The organism is Glutamicibacter mishrai (assembly GCF_012221945.1).
In the GTDB taxonomy this organism is placed as follows: domain Bacteria; phylum Actinomycetota; class Actinomycetes; order Actinomycetales; family Micrococcaceae; genus Glutamicibacter; species Glutamicibacter mishrai.
The window spans coordinates 2,134,822-2,156,244 of the sequence record NZ_CP032549.1 but is presented as its reverse complement, the minus strand read 5'-3'; the positions used below and the strand labels follow the sequence as shown (position 1 = coordinate 2,156,244).

Here is a 21,423-nt window from a genome sequence, read left to right as displayed (position 1 = left end):
CCGTCGAGTCGGCCAAGACCCTATACGCCGGGGCGAGGATCTTGGCACGGAAACTACAGGAGTTCCCGTCCCCGCCCCAAACCCTCGCTGCCCTGGCACCGGCCCATCTGGCCTCGTTCAAGCTTTCTCGAACCCGGTACTCGCATTCGCTGATCCAGCTCTTCAGAGTCTTGTTTCGCCGGACCACGGGGCTCTCCCATGAATTTCGAGAAGCGCTCTATGCGCCCCACGGCTGGTCGGTACAAGGACCCGGCAGTTCAGCATATTCAGACTCGGAAGCACGAAGAATCCAGCGTGCGGCTCGATCAGAAGTTAGAACTGCACTTGCACGGATGCGAAAACTCGAAGTCGAATTTGAACGCTGGAAACAAGACGACTCAAACCTTGATTTCGAGGCCCAACAGCGTTGTATGCTGCTCGATCGAATCATGCGTGGTGGAGCCGAAGCCCAACAGCTAAGAGCCTTCAGGGAATCGCCGCCACAGCGGAAGGAGTCAGCTGCCCTTCTTTCGGAACTTTTCCCCAGCCACTCCGAGATTGCCGCCCTTGCCGTACTCCTGATCTGCGTATCCGGACAGAACCTCAGCACGGTATGCGGCCTGACCGCCGACCATTTCCGTGCGGATGACCAAGAAACCGAGGAACCTCTGATCATGACGCGAGCGTCCAAACCACGTCGTGGCCGTCACGGCGCGGAAATGGATCTAGCCATGGCACCTAATCGAGTTCCGGCTCTTGGCCGGGACGACTACAGTTCCGCCGCCGGTGTCTACCGCGTTGCCCATGAACTATGTGCTCGCGTACGGGAAATCGCTAAAACCAGCTCACTGCTCGTGTTCTACAGCAGCAACGTGGGCTCTGGCGCACCCGAAATTCGCGAGCTACCGACAACAGCAATAGCAAACTGGCGTGGCAGACTTCCCGACGGAACCGTTCTTTCACGCGTCAACACACGCCGGCTGCGACTGACCCACATTCAACGGCACCAGCGACCCGTTGCGCACTCGGTGACGACCGCAGCCAAGGAGTACCTCTCCAAAGATGCCGAAGCGCTACCCGGCTACCAAAAAGTCGTTGGCGACGTGCTAAACACCGAAGTCAACCGCATCCAAACAGGCCACAGCATTCTTACCCTCACGGATGAAGAGGTAACCGAGGCCAGTAGGAACCCCGCGCCCATAGCTGAAAAACTCGGCACAACCGAGGAACAACTGCATTTCCTGCTCCAAGGTCGCCTCGACACCGTGGCCACGGCATGCGTAGACCATACGAACAGCCCCTACGGCAATGCAGGAAGCCCCTGCAGCGCCTCATTCCTGCTCTGCTTGGGATGCCCCAATGCTCGTTCTGAACCCCGACACCTTCCCATTCAGGCGGCAATGCTTGCAAGCATAAAGCGACGACGACCCGAAATGACCGACGAAGAATGGGCGGGCCGCTTCTCCACAGCGCACCACCAACTCAATGACCTGCTTAACCGGCAAGGAGCGGGCCAATCGGCAGCCACGCCTGCGGTCAGTAGCCAAGAACAAGAATTGATCGATCTGGTGCTAGATGGAGGCCTGGAACTACGATGACTCAGCAATTACACGAACAACCCAGTGCACTCGATGGCAACACCATTGTCCTCGCAAATCGCCCGCTCCGCCCGGAATCCCACCCATCAAAGTTGTCGCGATTCGGAGACAGCGTATGGGACCTCTCCCCCGGAATTCATGAGAACCACGCGCAGAGATACATCATCAACTTCGAGCAGATTCCCATTCAGTGGCTGACATCCGTGAAATCCTACTTCTGGATACTGATCAACGAAGAATCTGCCAAACCAATCCTGAACGCCCCCAGTGCATCTAGACAACTCGCCCTCTCCAGTATTGCAATGACCATGAGATCTCTTCGATGGCTCATACATTGGTTCGACGCACACGGATACGACACGCTTCAGGCAGCCAGCCCGAAGGTACTGGATCGCCTACTAGCCGACTTGGGAGAATCGGAACTCATACTTCCCCGAAGGCGGCAGATTCTCGTCGAAACTCGACGTGTGTGGGCGCACCGGAACGTCGTATCCCCACAGCTACGAATGCCCGAAGCCGCCCCGTGGCAGGAAGATCGACCCGGCGATCTGCTCTCCCACCGCTTCAAGAACACCGGAAACCTCACCCCTCGAATCGGCGATGAAACCCTCATCCCGCTCATGGCGTGGGCTTTCCGCTTCATTGAAGAATTCGCCCCCGATATCACGGCTGCTTACCACGATTACCTCAAGCTCATCAGCGCTGACTACCGGCACACGTCGAAAGGTAGCCGTAAGCCCCAGCCACCAGGAACACGCAGGCTAAGACTGCAGGCCACACTCGATAGACTGCGCCAGCTCGGAGTTGGTCTACCTGGATATCCCGATCCCAGTGGGGATCCAAAGATCAATTGGATGCATCTTGGACGGCTCGCCGGAAGCGTTGGGAATACCCACGCCTATTACGACCGCGAGATCGTGCTAAATAGTGGACTGCCCGTGGACCCTCAAAGTTATGTGACCACCAGATGCACCGCCTCGCTGGACGGCCAGCTGTGGTGCGGGCCGTATGTTGCCTGGGAGGAGGTCATCCCGCTGACTTTGCACTTACAGACCGCATGCTTCATTGCAATTGCTTATCTTTCCGGCATGCGGCCCGGCGAGGCCCTGAACCTTGAACGGGGATGCCACAGGATCAATCCCAGCACCAAGCTGCACGAGCTACACGGAACCACCTGGAAAAATGCTCGCACGCCCGATGATGCCAAAGACCCTGAAGGCCAACCGCGTCGCAACCCCTGGATCGTTCATCCGCTAGCAGGCAAAGCCGTTGAAGTGCTTGAACAAGTCCACACCTCCGAACTGCTTTTCCCCAAAACCCTTCGACCCAAGCCGCTTCGTGGAACCAACGGGCGTTCCGACGCCCGCGCGGGAACTGGCCAAACCGCAGCAAAGATGACAACAGATATCGAATCATTTATTGGCTGGGTCAATGACTACTGCGTTCGTCACCAACGCAATGACCGCATCCCCGAGGACGCGGACGGACGCATAACGGCGAATCGATTCCGCAGAACCCTGGCCTGGCACATCGTTCGACGCCCACGCGGTCTGGTCGCTGCCGTTATTCAGTACAACCACATTTCCACACTTGTCACCCAGGGATACTCCGGCAACTACCACTCAGGTTTCCCAAACGAACTGGCCATGGAACGATGGCTAGAACGCATCGAAAGGCTCACTGACATTGATCGGTACCTCGAATCCGGAGGACACGTGAGCGGACCTGCTGCCGAAGAACTGCGCGAACGCACACAACAAGCCGCCTCAAAGTTCCAAGGGCGCGTGCTCCCCACCCGACGACAAGCCGAAAACCTCCTGAATGATCCTTCGCTGCAAGTCTTCAAGGGCGATGGGCTTCACTGCGTTTTCGACAAGACGACAGCCCTCTGCACAAAAAACGAGGACGCCCCGAACTTGGGACGGTGCCACAGCACTTGCGGAAATATCGCACGCACCGATGCCGATATCCTCGAAGTCAAGGCTGCCCTGGATCGCCTACCCCAAGACAGATTCGCTCCCCCGATTCGGCATCACCGAGCACAACAGGTCGCCGAACACCTCACCGGCATCATCACGAGCCACGAATACCGAGACCGATGAAATCAAACGATTCCGCAAGCATCCGCGCTGCACTGCAAAAAGCAGCGGACGATCTCCTCGAAGGCCGGGTTCCCGGTCCCCTCACGGGCGTCCGGTTGATCGAATTGGCCGGCGTAAAACGACACCGGCTGACACACGACAACCCGGACATAAACCTCTCCTTCCAAAAACGCGCACGGGAAATCAACCGCAGCAAGCCCGAGGTGGAATCGCTTCGTGACCAGCTCGCCCATGAACTGGAACGGGCCAAGCGACTCAGCCGAGAACGCGACGCACTCACCGAGCAGCTCCGAAATTACGCTACCGCGCTTGTCATGGTCACCAACGAGCGCGACCAACTGCTGGAACAGCTGCAAGTCAACGGCAACATCGTGCCGATAAACAGATCAACCCGATAAGTAGCGGTCTCAACAGGATAAACCTGCCGCTTGCTCAGCTTGCGGCGTCGGGAATGTCAAGGGTCAGGCGGGCGGGCGCGGACTGTGTCATTTTGTTAGCAAACGCACCCGCGCACGCCCTTCCCCTGGAGGGCGCCGGGGGGCGGGGGGTGTCAGCAGCTGCAGCTTTGCGCTCCGTTGCCCGGTTTTTCCCTGTTCTGGCTGGTGGTCCCGGCGAGCATTTGGTCGGCCATGGTGGAGGCGAGCCGGTATGCCTCGTCAACGGGGATGACCGTCCCGTCGGGGTGGTTTTCGAGCCAGGGTTCTGCTTCTTCGGGTGAGGCGAAGAAGTGGACCTGGTTGCAGAAGGAGGACCGGACCGAGCTCATGTCCTCCGGATTGACTAGCGAGACCACGGCTGTTGCCGGTTCGACGCTGGTGACACCGGAGCTGTCAACGCGTACCCGAACGGGTGTTCCGGTTGATTTGTAGGCGGATTCGATCCGGGCGGGGGCGGCGAGGAGGGTGGGGAAAATCAGGGTGTCGAGTGCGCACCAGGTGTAGAGCTGTTCGCCGCCGACTTCGAAGCGGTGCTGGGTGGGACGCTGAGTCAGGCCCTGCCCGACGATCCGGCCTGAACCGTCGTATTCGGTGTCGGCCATGGCCTCAAGCGCCGCGCGGATTTCCTCGACGGGCCGCCCGGTCGCGGCGGCAAGGTCCGTGATATCGACCGGGTCACCCAGGGCGAGGAGCTTCATCAGCGGCAACCACAGCCAGGGCTGCATGCCGGTCTCCCCGGTGGCGAGGCGTTCAGTAACGTGGCTAATGTCGTTCGTCATGATTTGTTCCTTTGAGTTTTTGAGGTTGACGGGAAAGGGTCAGGAGGCGCAGCAGGAGAGCTTGGAGACGTCGGTGGCGAAGGACTGGGCGGCGATCTTGAGGCCTTCGGCCATGGTCAGGTATGGGCTCCACATGTGGGCGACCTGTTCCACGGTCATCCCGGCCTCCAGGATGTAGACGCCGGCGGCAGCCAACTCCCCGGCGTCCTTTGCCACGGCGGTGATGCCCACAATCCGCCGGGTGTCGGCGTCGGCGACGATCTTGATGAAACCGCGGGTGTCCCGGTTCACCAGTGCCCGCGGGACATATTCCAGGGGCAGGACCCGGCACTCGCACCGGATGCCCGCCTCGTTGGCTTCCTTGTCGGTCATGCCGACGGCGGCCAGGGCGGGGCTCGTGAAGGTGACCCGGGGCAGGTGCCCGTAGTCGACCTCGCGGCCGGCGTTGTTGAACGCGTTCTCCACGACCAGGGTGCCGTGGGAGGCTGCGACGTAGACAAATTCCCGGTGCCCGGTCACGTCCCCGGCGGCCCAGATCCGTTCGTTGGTGCTGTTGAGCCGGTTGTTGACCAGGATCTGGCCGGTGTCGCCGGTCTTGACGCCGACGGCGTCCAGGTTCAGTCCGTCGGTGACGGCGCGGCGTCCGGTGGCCACCAGCAGCTTCGCGGCCCGGAATTCCTCCTGGCCCCCGGCGACCGTGGCGGTGACAAGGACCTCTGCGCCGGCGGGATCTGTGCGGACCGAAGTTACGGCTGCGCGGCGGACCACGCGGATGCCCTCGTCGGCGAAGACGCCCATCAGCGCACGGGAGGCTTCCGGTTCCTCGTGCGAGGCCAACCTGGAGCGAACCAGCAGGGTCACCTTCGATCCGAGGCGGGCAAAAAGCTGCGCCTGCTCCAGGGCCACGTACCCGCCGCCGAAGACGATCAGGGACTCGGGCACCTCGTCCAGTTCCATGGCCGTGGTCGAGGTCAGGTAGTCAACCTCATCCAGTCCCGGTACCGGTGGTGCCCAGGAGGTCGAGCCGGTGGCCACCAGATAATGGGCAGCGGTCAGGGAGTCGCGGGCGCCGTCGGGTCCGGTGATTTCCAGGACCGGTTCCTCCGGGGTGCCGGCGAACACGGCGTTGCCCTGGCGCAGCTCCCAGCCGTAGTCTGCGGCCAGGTCCACGTACTTGTCGGCGCGCATCGCCTCCACCAGGGAGCGCTTGCCGCCGATCAGGTCCTTCATGTCCACCGGCTCGGCCGAGGTGCTGATGCCGGGGAACCGGCCGGACGCGTCCAGGGCAACGTGCCTGGCCTCAGCAGCCGCCAACAGCGCCTTGGACGGCACGCAGCCGGTGTTCACGCACGTCCCGCCCACCGTGGAGCGTTCGATCATCACCACCCGCTTGCCCAGGTTGGTGGCCCGGATGGCGGCGGCGAAGGCGCCGCCTCCGGAGCCGATGACAGCCAGGTCGAAATCGGGTGTTGTTGCTTCAGGCATGAATCCTCCATCAAGTCTTAGATGAACACCCGGGGGGCATTCTTCTGGTGCGTGTGCCGTCCCAGTATAAACCTTCCCCTGCACGGGAAGGTCAAGAGCCGGTGCGAATAGTTGGGTGCTTTCCACTGCTAGGGAAGTGCTGCGTCAAGAAATGCCTTCAGGGCATCGGCCTTCATGGGCCGGGAGTCGGCCCGGGCCAGGACTTCACCCTCGGGTGAGACGACGATGGTGCTGTCCAGGGACATGACCCCATACTTTTGGATGAGCTCCCTGGTACGGTCAACAACGTAGGGGTATCCGGGGTTGCCGGCCAGTTCACGGAACTGGTCCACTTCGGTTTTTGTGTTCTCCGGCGTCACATCGACGGCGACGAAGTCTGCCTTATCGGCATATTCCTGTTCCAGTTCCTTCATCGCCTCCGCCTGCGGAACACAGGTATAGCACCAGCTCGCCATGAAATACAGCACCGTCGGGCGGGTGGAGGGGACGGTGAGCTCCCGGCCGTCCACAGACGTGATCTCTATCCTGCCGTCGTTGCTTCCGCCGGCTGGCCCGGCGGCTGGATTGGTTTCGTTCCCGCGGTTCAACGCAGTGAGGGCCAGGAGCAGGATGAGCGCCGCGGCGGCCATGAGGGCAGTGATGGTGAAGATGCGCCGGTGGTTTCTGGTCGTTGTCATGGGTTTCCTTGCTGGTTGTCGCGCACTGGCGCCGTGTGGGGAAGGTGGGGAGCCGGGCTGCAGCACGACTCGGTGTTCTCACTGCTCTCAGCCTCCTCCGCGGGCATATTGCTGTCCTGCGCCTTGCTTTTGCTGCGGCGTCGCAGGGACAGGGCAACGGCGGCGAGGACGACGGCCACGGCGGCGGAGGTGATGATCGCCCAGTTGCCCGCGATGAAAACAGATAGGCCCGTGCTGGCTTCGGTGACTGCCCCGCTCATGATCCCCCCGGCCTGCCCGCCGGAGAGGGCGGGCAGCCAGTAGAGCAGCAGGTAGATCCCGGCGAGGACAAGCGCGGCTCCGCCGAGGCGGTTAACGAAGGGCAGCAGCCTCCGGACGTGGCGTGCCAGGGCGTCCCGCGCCACCGCTGCACCGAGGGACAGAAGGACCAGCACCACCGAGGAGCCCAGGGCGTAGGCGGCGAAGACCGCCAGCAGCCCGGCGAGGCTTCCGGTGGACACGGCCTGGGCGACGACAGCCAGCAGCAGGGCCAGGCTGCAGGAGAGCGCGGCCACCGCATACGCCACACCGTAACCAAAGACAGCCCTCAACCCCGAACCGGTCCCGCCCGTCTTCAGAATCCGGGACAGATTCAACCGTGTCCCGGGCAGCTGCCAACCGAACACCATGCCGAGGCCGGCGGCCACGATGACGGCTCCGATCAGCGCCGCCGCCCAGGGCAGCGCCGACGCCACCGAACGCAGGCCTACAGCGGCGAGCAGGCCGGCCGTAACAAAGACAGTGGCGAAACCGGCGCTGAGGGCAACCCCGGCCCGAAGACCTGCAAGCAACGGCCGCTTCCGTCCCGCACCGGGCCCGGCACCGATAAAGTACGCCAGGTAGGTTGGAAGCATCGCAAACCCGCATGGATTCACCGTGGCAAGCATTCCGGTCAGAAAGGCCAGGCCCAGAACCCCCGTCGTCATCCCTTTGACCCCGAATCCGTAGCGGCAGGAGCAACGGGCCGGGATTGCAGGAACAGAGCACAGCCGCCCGCCCTTGCCTCCGCACTGTTCCGGCGCCGTGGCTGCATAAGCACGACCCCCGCGGCAAGGGCTGCGGCGGCAATGATCCAGAGATTGCCGGTCGCCGGCCCGACTGCAGCGAAAACACCGGCTGCCCCTGCAAGAACCGGCACCCCGCAGCACACCAGTGCAGCCATCACGACACCGGGCGAGGACAGCAGAGTGCCTGCCGCCAGCATCAGGCCCGGGCGCTCCCGGCCCTTCACGTTTATTGACATGGTTGTCCTTCCTCTGCCCGGCTTCCTGCCCGCCCCTCGCGGGACACCTGACAAAAAACCGGACGACTATTCCGTCTCAACCCATCATGGACCTTCCACTATGGGGGAAGGTCAAGCTGGCGACGGGAACTGCTGGTCTGCGGTACGTAACCTTCCAGTATGATGGAAGGGTTAGCTGCTTTTTTCGGAACGAGATGAGGACCCGAAATGCGAATCGGTGAAGCTGCTGCCGCTGTCGGCATGACAACCAAGACGATCAGGTTCTACGAGGACCGGGGGCTTCTGCCGCCGGCCGAACGCTCCGCCAACGGCTATCGTGACTACGCCCACGACACCCTCAGCCGCCTTGAATTCATCCGCCGCGGCCAGATTGCCGGGCTGACCCTGGCGCAGATCCAGGGCATTCTGCGGATCCGCGACAACGGCTTCACGCCATGCACCCACGTGCGGGACGTTCTGGGGAAACAGCTGACGGACCTGGACCGGCAAATCGCGGAGCTCACCGCACTCCGGGTGACCGTGGCCGAACAATATGCAACCGCCGAGGCGGCCGACCCTCAGCGCTGCGATGCTGAACAAATCTGCAGTTACATCTGAGCCCGCGGCGAGGTGAACCACCCCGCCTTGCCGACTCCCCACCGCCAGGGCCGTCCGCAGTTCCGCGGCGCCTGGCTCCACGGCCAGGAAGGCCTCCGTGCCGACGACGCCCAACACCATGGCCACACTTACCTGGCTTATCCAGTATGCGGCGATGAGCCGTGCATCGGAGGCAAAGGCAAAGATAACGCACCGTTCCGGGCCAGAAATTCACTGATGCACCGGCCGCTTCGTAGAGCCCACAGCACATTCCGACATGGTTTGCGGCAGCAGGAGAGATGTGCTGGACCTCGGCGAGTACCAGGGTTCCCGGCCCGCAGGCGCCGCAGCTATCGGAGAAGAAATAAGAGCATCGTCAGCCTCGATCCGATACCGGCACCTGTTCCCGATGGATCATCGGGGCGGCAAACCCGGCCACCGGCGCCACGCCTTCCCCGGCCCTGTTGCCTGCGGTGCCGAGTGGGGCATTAACGATACCAACGGTGCTGCTTCCCAAGAAGTGGCACGCAGCAGCACCGGGGGATTCCATGCTGAAGGCCACCTCGGCGCTGTCGGAGCCCCGCTCGTCCGCTCGGTGGGGCGGCCGTCATTGGCCAGTGCGTTGCGTGACCCTGCCCGGGGCGGAATCTTGGCCTGACCCGGCAGCGGGACTGCAGCAGTCTTCCATTTTATCCGTCGTGCCCGGTTGGCGGCGCCGGAGTGTCCAGAGCAGTACAGTCACTGCCAGGGCCACGGCGGCAAGGATGACCCACGGATTGCCCAGGAATGAGCCGACCGCACCCAGCGCTCCGGCCGCGATCAGCAGCGGCAGCCCGCAACACAGCACATGCAGCAAGACAAAGCCGCCGATGACCAGCCCCGTCCGACTGCCTTGGTCCTCGGAAGTAGTTGACATGGTCCCTCCTTTCAACGCTCCGCCACCAGGGGCCGGAGCGGGCGATTGGTTGTCAGGTTCATACAACCAGTATGAACCTTCCCCCATAATGGAAGGTCAATACTTGTACGGAAATTCCCGCAAGGGGCGTTTCCCAGACGGCGAGCCGCACTCTGCCAGCTGGCCGGCCCGTTCAAGTTCAGCGGGCATCGACGGGGACCCCACCACCGACGACCCTCCGGCCGTTGCGGGGCGATCAACCGGCAACTCCGCCGGCTGCCAGGCCCACTTTGACGTCCTGGTTGCCTGCCAAACAGCTGCCCCCTCGGCTGGGCGGCAAGGCTCCGGCAGCGGGTTTTCCCGGTTCCGTTCAGGTCGGGACGCGGCGGTCGTTCCCAACCCTGGGCCCGCGGCTGCCAATTTCACTTGGCGGGTTTGGCCGATGCTGGTGACGTTGCTGAAGCTGCAAGATCCACGCCCGTCATCGGCATCGGCTGAACCGCCAAGTTTGACTGCAACTTAACCGCCAATCCGGCAATCGAAGTTAACATTCACATGTAACGGGCCCGTCGGCAGGTCGTCCAACAACATGTTTCAGGTAAGTGAATGTTCACGTCGACCAGCGACACGTGATCAGCGGACATGATGCAGGCACCTCGTGATGACCCCGAAGACCCCGACCTCATCACCCTCGGTCAGCCAGACCGGCAGGGGCGATTCGTCGCTGAGCAACCCGACATTGGAACCGTCGATATGCCATCGCCGTACCAGCATTTGCCCGTTGAGATTCACGATGACCACCGAGCCATCACGGACCGAGAGCGAGCGGTCGACGATCACTTCATCACCGTCGTAGATTCCCGCGGACTGCATGGCATGCCCGCTCACCCGCATGATGAAGGTCGATACCCGGTCCCTTACCAGCAGACGGTTCAGATCCAGGCCGCCGTCGAAGTAGTCGCGTGCCGGCGAGGGGAATCCCATGGCCGAGACGGCTTGCACCGGACCCTGGCTGGCACCCGGAGGCATCAACTCTTGTTCGTCAGCCACGCCCACCACTCCCTGCTGCAAGCTAGTACAAATGTTCGAATACAAGAATTGTACAGTGCTTGGCAGGATGCTTCACATCAGCGGGTTTCCAGCAGTTCCCGCGGTTTGGAAACCAAGGCAATCACCAGGCACAACACCATGCCCACCACCGGGATGGCAGGCCAGATGTACCACCACGTCGCCAGCTCATGATCGGGATGGATGCCGAAGAAACGAATGGCCCGCTTGGCCGAAATCATCAATTCCATGCTGAACAGCACGAGTACGCCCAGCATGATGCGCCGTGGCCAGACGTCCAGACGCAAGGCCACCACCGCCCAGGCATAGGCCATGACTGGACCCCAGACCCAGTGATGGGACCAGCTCACCGGTGAAACCAGCAGAGGGCAGGTGGCGGCAATGCCCAGCAGCACCACCGGTTCAACGGTGCCATCGAGCTTATAGAGCAGCGCGATGAAGGCCAGGCCCACGGCGAGCGCCACGACGAACCAGATCAGCGATCCGGCACCGAGCCGGGTCAGGAATCCCTGCAGGGAAATATTGTCAATGTACCCGACGTTGCCCACGCGTGACGGGTCGCGCACCACGTCGAACCAGTAGTCCAGGGTATTGCGCCATTGGAAGACCAGCCCGATGACCTGGGTGCCAAGGAAAGTCAGGGTGCCGATGACGACCGCTTTCCATTTGCGCATGGCCAACGGAAGAATAAGCAGCGCAATGGGCGTGAGCTTGATGCCCGCGCAAATCCCGACCGCAATCACAAAAGGGGTCAAAGACTTTGAATTCACCAGCGCCAGATAACACGCACCGAGAATAAGGATATTAATCTGCCCGAACCAAATGGTGTCGCGGAATGGACCCGAAATCAGCATCAGGCACGTCAGGGTCAAAGGAGTGACCCAGCGTCCAAATTTCGGCCAGCGTCGGGCAATGCGCGTGGCCAGATCCTTGCCGACAAAGAAAGTCAGCACAATGGAAGCCACCATGGTGACTGTCACCGAGACCCAATAGGGGAAGAACGCCATGGGAAGGAAAAGCAAGGCGGCGAAGGTCGGGTAGGTGAAGGGCAATCCCGGAGCGTTGATGGGGCCGACAAATGGCCCGTACAGATCTTCAGGTTCCCGGAGCAAGGTCAGCGCCCCTTCGCGGTACACCGACAGATCCCACCCGGTAGGTTCGATGGCGATCAACGTCCAAATCAAGAGCACGACCATCACTATTTCAAGGATGACTGTACTTGGCTTGACTGGCCTGATGATTGAAGAACGGATAAATCATCACCCTAGCATTGGTGGATCTGGCGGCCCGGCAACCCAAGCGCCTGGCGGCAGTAAAGGAATTCTGTCGGCGCGAACATTAAATTCTTGGCAGAACAGCATTCTTCATCGGTGCCGGACTGCGCTAATTCTTCATTTGCGCCTGCTATTAACCCTAGAGCAAAAACCGCTAGTTCATTTCCGGTGCGTTTTGCCTTTTTCGCTGGCCATAATTCCGGATCAGAACCAGTGAAATCAGAACGGCTGCATAACAAGCCCGCGCATTCCCATCCTAAAGACAGCATGCGCTGTTACATCAAGGAAAGATTGCAACACCCTGAGGGAAAATCCCCCATCAGCTCAGAAGCTTTAGTCTAGAGGCACAAGAAGTATCCCCGAAGGAGCCCAATGAAAGTCTTGCTAGTCAGTTGTGGCGATGTCGCCACCGAAGCCGGTCTGCGATTCCTCGCCCAATCAGACGAGGTTACCGGGTGGCGCCGCAACAGCAGCAAGCTTCCCCAAGCTTTCGACGGGCACGATGTAGACCTGCTGGATCCGGCCAGCTGGCCGGACATCGATCCCGCGACGGAAGTCGTTGTGCTGACACCGGTGCCGGCGTCCCGCGATGTGGACGGTTATGAGCGCAGCTACCTGCAGGTCGCCCAAGAACTCTGCGCCCGGCTGCGCGAGCAAGCGCCGCGCCTTCGCCGGCTGATCTATGTCTCCTCCACCGCCGTGATGGGTGGCGATAACGGCGAATGGGTTACCGAGCAAGCACCGGTCCACGCTACCCGCGATACCGCAAAGGTCTTGGCTCGCACCGAGGCAGCGCTCGCCGGCAGCGGACTGCCGGTCACTATCTTGCGGGCTTCGGGGATCTACGGCCCGGGGCGCACCAGGCTCATCGACCTGGTGGCCTCCGGCACCGCCAAGATTCCCGCCGGTTCGCACTGGACCAATCGGATCCATCGCGATGACCTTGCAGCAGCCATCGTCCACGTGGTCAACCTTGGCGACCGCGCCGCCGAACTATATCTGGCTACCGATAGCACCCCGGCCCAGCTGGGCGCGGTGTACCAATTCCTTGCCGCGGAGCTGGGGATGAAGCACTTGGAACAGGAAGAGCAGTCAGCCACACGGCGTGCCGGTGACCGGCGCCTGGATAACTCGCGGTTGCTTGAAAGCGGGCTGCAACTGCAATACCCGGGTTTCATCGAGGGCTACCGCGAGATCCTGTCAGGCACCTCCACCCGGCACGCCTAGATTATCTAGGCGCCTACTCTGACAAGGGGAAAGGCCGCGTCTAGAACCCCTTGCGCAGCGGGTTGAAGTGCCGGGCGATCGCCGGAGCATCCTGGCCAGTGATCTGGGCAGCCAGGATCTTGCCGGTCAGCGGCCCCAGAGCCACGCCCCACATGCCGTGGCCGCCACCCACCGAGACGCGTTCGGAGCCTGTACGGCCGATCAGCGGCAGCCCATCGGCGGTGCAAGGCCGCCCGCCGACCCATTCCTCCTTGCGGTGTTCCCAGTTGATCCCCTTGTACACAGGGGTGGCCGCCGCGACGATCGCCTCGATGCGCTTTGGCTCCAGCTTGTGGTTCACATCCCGGAATTCCATGGTGCCCGCGATCCGGAAGCGGTCGCCCAGCGGAGTGCAGGCCACGCGCTGCGTCGGGAAGTAGATCGGGTGCGTTGGCATGTGCTCGGGCTCGACGGTGAACGAGTAGCCTCGGCCAGCTTGGACCACGACATTAACGCCGAATTTCTTGGCCATATCGGTCATCCAGGCACCGGTAGCCAGCACGACGTGATCCGCGGTGATGGCCCGGCCTTCGGAACCGATTACCGTCACCGAGTTCTTGTTGTCGCGAATATCGGTGACATTAAAGGCCCCGATGATATCGCCGCCGCGTTCTATGACGGATTCAGCCAGCGACGCCATGAATTTCGGCGGGTTGATGTAGCGCTGGTTCTTGATAGCGACACCAGCAGCGACATTATCCGAAAGCGTCGGCTCTATGCCACGCAACTGGTCCCCGGTCAGCAGCTCGTATTCGACATTGCCACCGGTTTTTTCGATCATCTCAAACTCGTGCAGGAGTGAATCGCGATCCTTGAACGAGGTGAATCCGGTCAAGAACGGGTTGGCAGGCTTGGTCTGTTCAGCGACACCTGGGCCGGCGGCCGTGCGCTGGGCGATCTCGTCAAATGCATCGAGCCCGGTGACTCCGATCTCGGAGAAGATGCGCATGGCAGCTTCCCAGCGCTTGGGCATCGAGTGCCAGGCGAAGCCCAGCAGGAAGCGCAACAGCTTCGCGTCGGTCTTCAACGGAATATAAAGCGGCGAAGTCGGATCGAGCATCATCTTCAAGCCGTTGGCAAAAATCGCAGGCTCGGCAATGGGCAAGGTCAGTGCGGGAGTCAACCATCCGGCATTACCCCACGACGAGCCCGAAGCCACGCCACCGCGATCCACAACAGTGACTTTCACGCCAGCTTCCTGCAAGTACCAGGCCGTAGACAAGCCCACGAACCCCGCACCTACAACGACAACATGATCCGGCGCAGCTACCCCTGCCATGACCCACTCTCCTAGCAATCCGTTGGCCTCATTACACGAGGCCGCATGTGTTCACTGTCGCGCGATCCAGCACGAAATTCAACGCATTCTGGGGATTCAACGGTGAGCGCCACCACACTTCGATGTGACTTGTGTTTTCTGCGAAAATTTCGCTATATTGCCGTATTTCCAGCAACTCTCCCCGGGGATACGAAAGCTTTAACCGCGAGGTGCGCCCTGAGGCATATCCGGGAATCTGCTCTGAATCGCACTCTGCGTACACTGAAAGGAAGCGAATAATCCCCTTTCTTTACCGCCATCCCGAAGGAACACCACCACACACATGGCCTCACGCAAACCAGCCAAGAAGAAACCAGCCCAGGGACACCCTGCACGCCGAACAGGTGCAAGCTCAGTACCGTTTGAAACCGAAGTGCGCCAGGCGCTGCAGCCGTTCAAGTCCCAGCTCTTCCGCCATTTTCAGGAAGAAGGGCAGCCCGCAAGCGAGACCCGGGCAGCGCTCGAAGGGTTGACCACCCTTCTGACGGTTCATGCCCAGTTGCGCAAGAGCGTTGACGTCCTGTCGCTGGACCCCACGATTCTCGGCGAGCAGCTTGGCCACCTCTCCTCACTGGGCAAGGAAGTAGCTGCAACCAGCGCAGCCATCCTCAAGCACTACCTGACGTTCTTGGGAACCTCCGCCAATTTCGGCGGCAGCGTTGACGACTTCAAGCAGACCTTCGAGTTCCTTTCTCGCATGGCTGGCGATTCACCGATCGTTGCACCCTACCTCGAAGACGAAGAGGCAAATGGCGCTTTCGAATCCATGCGCTTTGTATTCGCGGCACGCGAGCTGATCCAGTGGGTCGGTGAAGGCAAGCCAACCACCCCGGCCGGCGTGCTGACCGGGGAAACCTTGCAGGACGCAGCCCAGGCATTGGGCTTGTTCATCAAGGTCGATGAGGCAGCCGAAGTCCCCGAAGATGTTTCCTGGGAGCCCGAAGATGGAACCGTAGTTCCTTCGCTGGCCGACATCCCGCGGCTCTCGGCCTACTGGGATGCTCTGATCGGCACCGCGATGTTGACCTACCAGGCGCCTAACGCCAAGCCGACCGAATCGCTGAGCGAGGCGCTGCTGGCATCAAGCGGGGCCGGCGCGCGCGTGGTCAAGGAGCTGATTGCGGAGGTGCTGTACTCGCACATCCTGATCAACACTTTGGAGAAGCCAGGCCAGGCACAGATTGCTGAAATGGTAGCCGGCGTCTTGAGCAATGCCGCCTCATCGACTCCGCCACGCACCGAATTCGCTCTGCAGATTCCCACGAAGGAGGAACTGCCTGAAGAGCAGCACCACCTGATCCCGAGCCTCGAAGAGGTCGTGCCGCAGGTTGAAACCCTGCTGCGAATCTTTGAACGCGAGGGCCTGGTGGAAATCGACGACCAAATCACCGTCCCTGTTGTTCTTCGCTCCTCCTTGGAACGCGCACTGGGCAAGGTTTCGGATCATGTGCTGAAGCTGGACAGCAATTCCACCACCTCGGAGAAGTAGGACCTGCTGGATCCAAGAAATGCGATGGCACCGGAGATTCTCAGGTGCCATCGCGTTTTAAGAACATCTGCATATCGGTGCCGGACCGTTCAGCCGGCGATTAAGTTATAAAAGGTACGCTGCACTGCTGACAGACAACGGCGGGCGATGGGGGCGCCTCCGCCGATGAAAGATCAGTCCGTTTACACAATGCAACGTACCTTTTAATCACCCTCAGGTCCTCCATGATGCCACTCGCAAAACACCACCAAGTACCTTATTGGTGATCGGTCTTCACCGATACATGTCTAACCTATCGCGTTCGCCAGAAATCCGAAATCATACTTTAGTAGGAGGGTAGGGGCTAGAACGGGATGCTTGCGCGCAGGGTCCAGAACCCGTTTTTGGAGCTCGTCGAGAATTTTCCTCCAAAAGTACGCATGCGGTCGGACATTCCAATCAGTCCGCTTCCTCCTTCCGGAAGACCCTTCATCTTTTTCTCTGAAACATCTATCTGATTAGTGATTTCTAGTACCGCTTCAGTGCCGTTCGACAGCAACTCCAGAGTGCAGGAACTTCCCGGGGCACCGTGCTTTATGACATTCGTTGTACCTTCTTGCATCACGCGATAGATCGCGGTCTGCGCCGAACGAGGCAAATCCGAAATTCTTGCATCCATGGTCGAAGTCACTTGAAAATTTGCATCTTTAAGACGCTGGGCAAATAGCTCCGCGCCTTGGAGCGCATAAACGGTCGTAGCCGCCGGCGCGTCGATGCCGGGCGCGGCTTCATCCGACATCGTCCCGTCGGCCCGCAGTACGTTGAGCATCAGGCGCAAGTCATGCAAAGTTTCAGAACTCAACTTGGAAATGACATCCAAGGCTTCCAAGGCCATCTGTCCATCGTTGGCGAATTTCGCTGCCTTCGATTGCATAGCGACGATCGTGATGTCATGGGCAACAATGTCATGGAGATCTCGGGCGATATTCTTGCGCTCTTTATCGATGGCAGTCCTGGTCTGCTCCTGCGCGCGCTGCATCTGCTCGACCGCGTTGGCGTTTTTCTCACGCAGTGAATAGATGCTGCGGGTCACCAAGTATGACAACGCGCTCAATGGGGCCAAGGCGACAAGCAAGACTGCGTCTCCCTGGGCTTGGATTCCGAATTGCACCATCCAAGCCGTTGAAAGCGTGAGGAATAGCGCCCGAACACTTCGTGCACTTGCCGTGCCCGCAAGCGATCCGAAGATCATGAATGCAGTGATCGTCAAGAAGAACATGAAGCCATCGTTGAGGAAAAAGAACGCGACGGCCACGAATAGTCCGAGGGAGACCGCAACCCATCGCAGCCCAACAGCCAGAACTATGCAAAGCACGGGCCCCACGAGAGCACCGAGGATTGTTACTTGCGATGCTCGGCTGAAACCGTCCCTGAACAGGGTGAGGAACTCGCTGCCCGAGAGCAGCATGAGTACTGCGATCCCAACCCAAACAATGACACCCCGACCAGCAAGATGCTTGGTCAGGGTGTCTTTTAGTCGTTCACTCATACGCCGAATAATTCACGGCAACAGCTTTCAAGTCAAATAGCCTATGGGCAGGCTACTCCGTAGTGATCGCACATCCACCGTGAAAAGTCAGTTCCCCATCCAGCCGGAGTTGCAACTGACCCGCTGCTGATCAATGGGCTCTGCGCCGCAGATGCGGGAGCAGCCACAGCAGTTAATGGTGCCAACACTAATGCGGCAACCGCCAGCATTTTCAAACCCTTCATAACAAACCCCACATCTCGTCAACTTATATACTTGCAAGTGAGCAGTCCGTTTAGTGGTCTGCAGCATCGACCCAAAGGAAATAATGGAACAGATCAAAGTCCTAATCGTCGATGATGAACCCCTGATTCGGCATGCGTTGGGCACAATCCTAGCAACGGATCAAGGAATTGTAACCGTATTTTCTGCAGAAAATGGCAAGCAGGCAGTCGACTATTGTTCCGAGAATGAGATCGACGTTGTTCTGATGGATTTGCAGATGCCAATCATGGATGGAGTTAGCGCTACTCGCGCCATTAAATCCCGCAAAGACAGCCCCGCAGTCCTTGCAATTACGGCATTTTCCTCGGATGAGTATTTAGTTCCGGTCCTCACCGCCGGCGCCAGCGGATACCTTGTTAAGGATTCTGAACCAGGCGAAATCATTAATGCTGTGCACGCAGTTCATCAGGGCACCGCTGCCATTTCCCCATCGGTTTCTTCGGACCTAATTTCGGCAGTACGCGAAGCCTATACCGATAATACTCAAGCTGTTGAAGATCTTATTTATGACCTTGGCATTACCAATAGAGAAATCCAGATTCTAAAACTCCTTGCTCAGGGATTAAATAACACTGAAATCTCTAAAACCCTAGGAATCACCGAAACCACGGTGAAGACACACATGGCCAAGATTTTCGTCAAGCTGGATGTCCGCGACCGCGTACAGGCACTTGTGGCGGCCGCGCGCATGGGAATCGTTGAAATCCCCAAGGACTAATCCCATCTTCTCCCCTGTGTGATCTCGAGCGCTCAAAAAGAAATTTTGAACGCCTCGGGAATATCTTGGAGCCTCATACGTTGAACATGAGCATAGACCGCTCAAGTTTCTACTAGGAGGCTCACTTGCCAGCATTTTTTGGTGCACCATCAGACGGCTCGTTTGAGGAATTCCTCTCTCGTTTCCTCTCTTCGCGAGCCCAGGCAGCACGTCCAATCGACATCACCCGCCTGCTTTCCACGCGTACCCACGAGGCAGTAGCTACCGCAGCAGCGATCTCGCACGAGCACGGTCACGACGAAATCGACTCACTGCACCTGCTTGCCGCGCTGATCCGCACAGAACCCATCGGCGAGCACCTCACCGCCATGGGCATCGACATCGAGGCGCTCAGCAAAGACGCCATCGCTCATATGCCAAAGAGCCAGGACAACGGAGAAAAGCCAACTCGGCTATCCTCCGCTGCCCAGCGCAGCCTCTTTGACGCCTACCAGGTGGCGCGCAACTACGGTTCGACCTACATCGACCCGGACCACCTGTTCCTGGCCTTCGTCTTCAATCCGGAATCCCCCGTCAGCCACCTGCTGGCACAGCACGGAATCACCGGCCAGTCCCTGCAGCAGGCCGCAATGGAACAGGCCCAGCGCGCCCAGAATGGCGGACAGGACCAGGGGCAGGACGAATCCGATGCCTCCATGCTCGAACGCTACGGAACCGACCTGACCGCGCTGGCAGCTGACGGACAGATCGATCCGGTGATCGGCCGCGACGACGAACTGGATCAGGTAGTTGAGATCCTGGCTCGTCGCACCAAGAACAACCCGGTGCTAATCGGCGAGGCCGGCGTGGGCAAGACCGCGATCGCCGAAGGACTGGCACGGGCAATCGTCGATGACCAGGTCCCGGAACAGATCCGCGGTTCCCGGTTGATCTCCATCGACCTGCCCGGCATGCTGGCCGGCACCCGCTACCGCGGCGATTTCGAACAACGCCTGACCGGCCTGCTCGAAGAGATTGCCGACTCCGAGGGCCAGGTTCTGGTGTTCATCGACGAGATGCACCTGTTGGTTGGCGCCGGTTCCGGCGAGTCCGGGAATATGGATGCCGCCAACATCCTCAAGCCCCGCTTGGCTCGCGGCGAGCTGCATCTGATCGGTGCCACCACGCTGGACGAGTTCCGCAAGGTGGAGAAGGACAGCGCCCTGGCCCGCCGCTTCGGCAAAGTCATGGTGGACGAGCCTTCCCAGGAAGTCAGCTTGGCCATCTTGGAGGGCCTGCGCGAATCCTACGAGGACCACCACCAGGTGCAGTACACCCCGGCAGCCCTCAAGGCCGCGGTGGCACTCTCGGCACGGTACCTCACCGACCGCCAGCTGCCTGACAAGGCTATCGACCTGATCGACATCGCTGGTGCCCGGCGCTCCATCGCCGCCGGCGATACCGAGGACGTGCAGTCACTGCGCGCCGATCTGGTGGAGGCCGAACGCGAGAAGTCCCGCGCCATCGGCGAGGAACGCTTCGAGGATGCCAGCGCCTGGCGCGACCACATCGCCGAGCTGACCTCACGGATCAATGCTGCAGAGGAAGCCGGTGACGCAGGAATCACCCGTGTGGTGGATGAAGCCCAGATCTCTGAGGTCATCTCCCGCTCCACCGGTATCCCAACTTCCCGGATCACGGGCGATGACAAGTCACGTCTGGCGACCCTCGAAGAGTCCTTGCACGCTTCGGTGATCGGCCAGAAGGATGCCGTCTCCGCAGTGGCTCGCGCCGTGCGACGCAACCGCACCGGCCTGTCCCCTGCAGGTCGTCCGATCGGTTCGTTCCTCTTCCTGGGCCCAACCGGCGTCGGCAAGACCGAGCTGGCCAAGGCCCTGGCTACCAACCTGTTCGGTTCGGCCGACTCGCTGGTGCGAGTCGATATGAGCGAATACGGCGAGAAGCACACCGTTGCCCGTCTGATCGGTGCCCCTCCGGGATACGTCGGCCACGACGAGCCGGGCCAGCTGACCGAGAAGGTCCGCCGCAACCCGTACTCGGTGATCCTGCTTGATGAGATCGAAAAGGCCCACCCGGATGTATTCAACGTGCTGTTGCAGGTGCTGGATGACGGACGCTTGACCGACTCGGCCGGGCGCACCGTGGACTTCTCGAACACGCTGATCCTGATGACCAGCAACCTCGGTGGCGAGTACCTGGCCAACAAGGCCGGAAACTTCGGTTTCACCTCGGCCAAGGCCACCAGCGAGGCCGGAGAGATCCGCGCCAAGGTGATGAGCAAGGTGCGCGAGTTCATGCGTCCCGAGTTCCTGAACCGTCTGGATGAGGTTCTGCTCTTCTCCAAGCTTTCGCAGTCGGAGATCGGCCAGATCGTCAAGCTGGTCATCGCCGATACGCAGAAGCACTTGGCAGATCAGGAACTGGATCTGGAAGTCAGCGAAGCTGCCGTAGATTGGCTGGCTTCCGAGGGCTACGATCCAGAGTTCGGCGCCCGTCCGTTGCGCCGGTTGGTGCAGCGCAAGGTGCAGGATGCCATTGCCGATCTGCTGATCGACGATTCGCTGACTGCCGGTGACACCGTCTTGGTGGACTACGCACAGGACAAGCTGGTAGTGCGCAAGAAGGTTGATGTGCCTACCCCGCCAGCGCAGAGTGAGCACGTGCCTAGCTACTTCGATAACTAAGTCG

General features: G+C 60.4%; 20 protein-coding genes. 8 read left to right on the top strand and 12 right to left on the bottom strand.

Annotated features, from left to right (window positions below; translation table 11 throughout):
• Positions 1 to 332 precede the first annotated feature (332 nt).
• The 3 genes from D3791_RS10170 to D3791_RS10160 all read left to right on the top strand — a co-directional run bounded on the left by D3791_RS10170 (position 333) and on the right by D3791_RS10160 (position 4,077).
• Complete coding sequence (locus tag D3791_RS10170) at positions 333 to 1,577, top strand: hypothetical protein (RefSeq protein WP_172512100.1); 1,245 nt, start codon at positions 333 to 335, stop codon at positions 1,575 to 1,577.
• A gap of 506 nt (positions 1,578 to 2,083) precedes the next feature.
• Positions 2,084 to 3,679: a site-specific integrase gene (locus D3791_RS10165; protein WP_172512099.1), complete on the top strand. Its 1,596-nt coding sequence runs from the start codon at positions 2,084 to 2,086 to the stop codon at positions 3,677 to 3,679.
• Complete coding sequence (locus D3791_RS10160) at positions 3,676 to 4,077, top strand: hypothetical protein (protein WP_172512098.1); 402 nt, start codon at positions 3,676 to 3,678, stop codon at positions 4,075 to 4,077. The genes D3791_RS10165 and D3791_RS10160 overlap by 4 nt, the downstream gene beginning before the upstream one ends.
• Before the next feature lie 152 nt (positions 4,078 to 4,229).
• On the opposite strand, the gene merB is transcribed toward D3791_RS10160, so the two are convergent.
• The 5 genes from merB to D3791_RS10135 form a co-directional block, all read right to left on the bottom strand.
• Positions 4,230 to 4,895, bottom strand: a complete 666-nt coding sequence (gene merB, locus D3791_RS10155; RefSeq protein ID WP_172512097.1) for an organomercurial lyase MerB — start codon at positions 4,893 to 4,895, stop codon at positions 4,230 to 4,232.
• A 39-nt stretch (positions 4,896 to 4,934) separates the two neighbouring features.
• Positions 4,935 to 6,380: a mercury(II) reductase gene (gene merA / locus D3791_RS10150; RefSeq protein WP_172512096.1), complete on the bottom strand. Its 1,446-nt coding sequence runs from the start codon at positions 6,378 to 6,380 to the stop codon at positions 4,935 to 4,937.
• 128 nt (positions 6,381 to 6,508) lie between these two features.
• Entirely contained in the window at positions 6,509 to 7,057 is a 549-nt protein-coding gene (locus D3791_RS10145; RefSeq protein WP_172512095.1) for a TlpA family protein disulfide reductase, read from the bottom strand.
• On the bottom strand, positions 7,054 to 8,022 hold the full coding sequence (locus D3791_RS10140) for a cytochrome c biogenesis CcdA family protein (RefSeq protein WP_172512094.1): 969 nt from the start codon (positions 8,020 to 8,022) through the stop codon (positions 7,054 to 7,056). The genes D3791_RS10145 and D3791_RS10140 overlap by 4 nt, the downstream gene beginning before the upstream one ends.
• Positions 8,019 to 8,339: a hypothetical protein gene (locus D3791_RS10135; protein ID WP_216847342.1), complete on the bottom strand. Its 321-nt coding sequence runs from the start codon at positions 8,337 to 8,339 to the stop codon at positions 8,019 to 8,021. Before D3791_RS10135 ends, D3791_RS10140 begins: the two co-directional genes overlap by 4 nt.
• Positions 8,340 to 8,579: 240 nt before the next feature.
• Between D3791_RS10135 and D3791_RS10130 the strand changes: the two genes are divergently transcribed.
• A complete protein-coding gene (locus D3791_RS10130; RefSeq protein ID WP_425483161.1) occupies positions 8,580 to 8,936 on the top strand; it encodes a heavy metal-responsive transcriptional regulator in 357 nt (118 codons plus the stop codon).
• Positions 8,937 to 9,291: 355 nt separating this feature from the next.
• Here D3791_RS10130 and D3791_RS10125 read toward each other — a convergent pair whose 3' ends face one another.
• The 5 genes from D3791_RS10125 to D3791_RS10105 form a co-directional block, all read right to left on the bottom strand.
• On the bottom strand, positions 9,292 to 9,465 hold the full coding sequence (locus D3791_RS10125) for a hypothetical protein (protein ID WP_172512092.1): 174 nt from the start codon (positions 9,463 to 9,465) through the stop codon (positions 9,292 to 9,294).
• Between the two features lie 57 nt (positions 9,466 to 9,522).
• Positions 9,523 to 9,831, bottom strand: a complete 309-nt coding sequence (locus D3791_RS10120; RefSeq protein WP_172512091.1) for a hypothetical protein — start codon at positions 9,829 to 9,831, stop codon at positions 9,523 to 9,525.
• 612 nt (positions 9,832 to 10,443) lie between these two features.
• On the bottom strand, positions 10,444 to 10,860 hold the full coding sequence (locus D3791_RS10115; RefSeq protein ID WP_028268586.1) for a LexA family protein: 417 nt from the start codon (positions 10,858 to 10,860) through the stop codon (positions 10,444 to 10,446).
• Positions 10,861 to 10,937: 77 nt separating this feature from the next.
• Positions 10,938 to 12,074, bottom strand: coding sequence for a glycosyltransferase 87 family protein (locus tag D3791_RS10110; protein WP_172512090.1), 1,137 nt, complete (start codon positions 12,072 to 12,074; stop codon positions 10,938 to 10,940).
• Between the two features lie 68 nt (positions 12,075 to 12,142).
• Positions 12,143 to 12,421, bottom strand: a complete 279-nt coding sequence (locus D3791_RS10105; RefSeq protein WP_172512089.1) for a hypothetical protein — start codon at positions 12,419 to 12,421, stop codon at positions 12,143 to 12,145.
• A gap of 103 nt (positions 12,422 to 12,524) precedes the next feature.
• On the opposite strand from D3791_RS10105, the gene D3791_RS10100 reads away from it, so the two are divergent.
• Positions 12,525 to 13,379: an NAD-dependent epimerase/dehydratase family protein gene (locus D3791_RS10100; protein WP_172512088.1), complete on the top strand. Its 855-nt coding sequence runs from the start codon at positions 12,525 to 12,527 to the stop codon at positions 13,377 to 13,379.
• A gap of 40 nt (positions 13,380 to 13,419) precedes the next feature.
• Here D3791_RS10100 and D3791_RS10095 read toward each other — a convergent pair whose 3' ends face one another.
• Positions 13,420 to 14,697 (bottom strand): NAD(P)/FAD-dependent oxidoreductase, encoded by a 1,278-nt coding sequence (locus D3791_RS10095; protein ID WP_172512087.1) that lies wholly within the window; start codon positions 14,695 to 14,697, stop codon positions 13,420 to 13,422.
• 322 nt (positions 14,698 to 15,019) lie between these two features.
• On the opposite strand from D3791_RS10095, the gene D3791_RS10090 reads away from it, so the two are divergent.
• Positions 15,020 to 16,225, top strand: a complete 1,206-nt coding sequence (locus tag D3791_RS10090; protein WP_022875465.1) for a hypothetical protein — start codon at positions 15,020 to 15,022, stop codon at positions 16,223 to 16,225.
• A gap of 343 nt (positions 16,226 to 16,568) precedes the next feature.
• Here the strand turns inward: D3791_RS10090 and D3791_RS10085 are convergent, their stop codons facing one another.
• On the bottom strand, positions 16,569 to 17,753 hold the full coding sequence (locus D3791_RS10085; RefSeq protein ID WP_022875464.1) for a sensor histidine kinase: 1,185 nt from the start codon (positions 17,751 to 17,753) through the stop codon (positions 16,569 to 16,571).
• A gap of 307 nt (positions 17,754 to 18,060) precedes the next feature.
• Between D3791_RS10085 and D3791_RS10080 the strand changes: the two genes are divergently transcribed.
• Both D3791_RS10080 and D3791_RS10075 read left to right on the top strand, forming a co-directional pair.
• Positions 18,061 to 18,735, top strand: coding sequence for a response regulator (locus tag D3791_RS10080; protein WP_022875463.1), 675 nt, complete (start codon positions 18,061 to 18,063; stop codon positions 18,733 to 18,735).
• Positions 18,736 to 18,860: 125 nt separating this feature from the next.
• Positions 18,861 to 21,419 (top strand): ATP-dependent Clp protease ATP-binding subunit, encoded by a 2,559-nt coding sequence (locus D3791_RS10075; protein ID WP_172512086.1) that lies wholly within the window; start codon positions 18,861 to 18,863, stop codon positions 21,417 to 21,419.
• Positions 21,420 to 21,423 lie beyond the last annotated feature (4 nt).

Excerpts from the sequence above, each read along its gene's own strand:
- D3791_RS10085 (WP_022875464.1), bottom strand. The coding sequence starts at position 17,753 with ATGAGTGAACGACTAAAAGACACCCTGACCAAGCATCTTGCTGGTCGG.
- D3791_RS10170 (WP_172512100.1), top strand. The coding sequence starts at position 333 with ATGCGAAAACTCGAAGTCGAATTTGAACGCTGGAAACAAGACGACTCA.
- D3791_RS10125 (WP_172512092.1), bottom strand. The coding sequence starts at position 9,465 with ATGGAATCCCCCGGTGCTGCTGCGTGCCACTTCTTGGGAAGCAGCACC.
- D3791_RS10165 (WP_172512099.1), top strand. The coding sequence starts at position 2,084 with ATGCCCGAAGCCGCCCCGTGGCAGGAAGATCGACCCGGCGATCTGCTC.
- merB (WP_172512097.1), bottom strand. The coding sequence starts at position 4,895 with ATGACGAACGACATTAGCCACGTTACTGAACGCCTCGCCACCGGGGAG.
- D3791_RS10145 (WP_172512095.1), bottom strand. The coding sequence starts at position 7,057 with ATGACAACGACCAGAAACCACCGGCGCATCTTCACCATCACTGCCCTC.
- D3791_RS10135 (WP_216847342.1), bottom strand. The coding sequence starts at position 8,339 with ATGTCAATAAACGTGAAGGGCCGGGAGCGCCCGGGCCTGATGCTGGCG.
- D3791_RS10120 (WP_172512091.1), bottom strand. The coding sequence starts at position 9,831 with ATGTCAACTACTTCCGAGGACCAAGGCAGTCGGACGGGGCTGGTCATC.
- D3791_RS10110 (WP_172512090.1), bottom strand. The coding sequence starts at position 12,074 with ATGGTCGTGCTCTTGATTTGGACGTTGATCGCCATCGAACCTACCGGG.
- D3791_RS10105 (WP_172512089.1), bottom strand. The coding sequence starts at position 12,421 with ATGCTGTCTTTAGGATGGGAATGCGCGGGCTTGTTATGCAGCCGTTCT.
- D3791_RS10095 (WP_172512087.1), bottom strand. The coding sequence starts at position 14,697 with ATGGCAGGGGTAGCTGCGCCGGATCATGTTGTCGTTGTAGGTGCGGGG.
- D3791_RS10090 (WP_022875465.1), top strand. The coding sequence starts at position 15,020 with ATGGCCTCACGCAAACCAGCCAAGAAGAAACCAGCCCAGGGACACCCT.
- D3791_RS10080 (WP_022875463.1), top strand. The coding sequence starts at position 18,061 with ATGGAACAGATCAAAGTCCTAATCGTCGATGATGAACCCCTGATTCGG.
- D3791_RS10130 (WP_425483161.1), top strand. The coding sequence starts at position 8,580 with ATGACAACCAAGACGATCAGGTTCTACGAGGACCGGGGGCTTCTGCCG.
- D3791_RS10100 (WP_172512088.1), top strand. The coding sequence starts at position 12,525 with ATGAAAGTCTTGCTAGTCAGTTGTGGCGATGTCGCCACCGAAGCCGGT.
- D3791_RS10160 (WP_172512098.1), top strand. The coding sequence starts at position 3,676 with ATGAAATCAAACGATTCCGCAAGCATCCGCGCTGCACTGCAAAAAGCA.
- merA (WP_172512096.1), bottom strand. The coding sequence starts at position 6,380 with ATGCCTGAAGCAACAACACCCGATTTCGACCTGGCTGTCATCGGCTCC.
- D3791_RS10140 (WP_172512094.1), bottom strand. The coding sequence starts at position 8,022 with ATGACGACGGGGGTTCTGGGCCTGGCCTTTCTGACCGGAATGCTTGCC.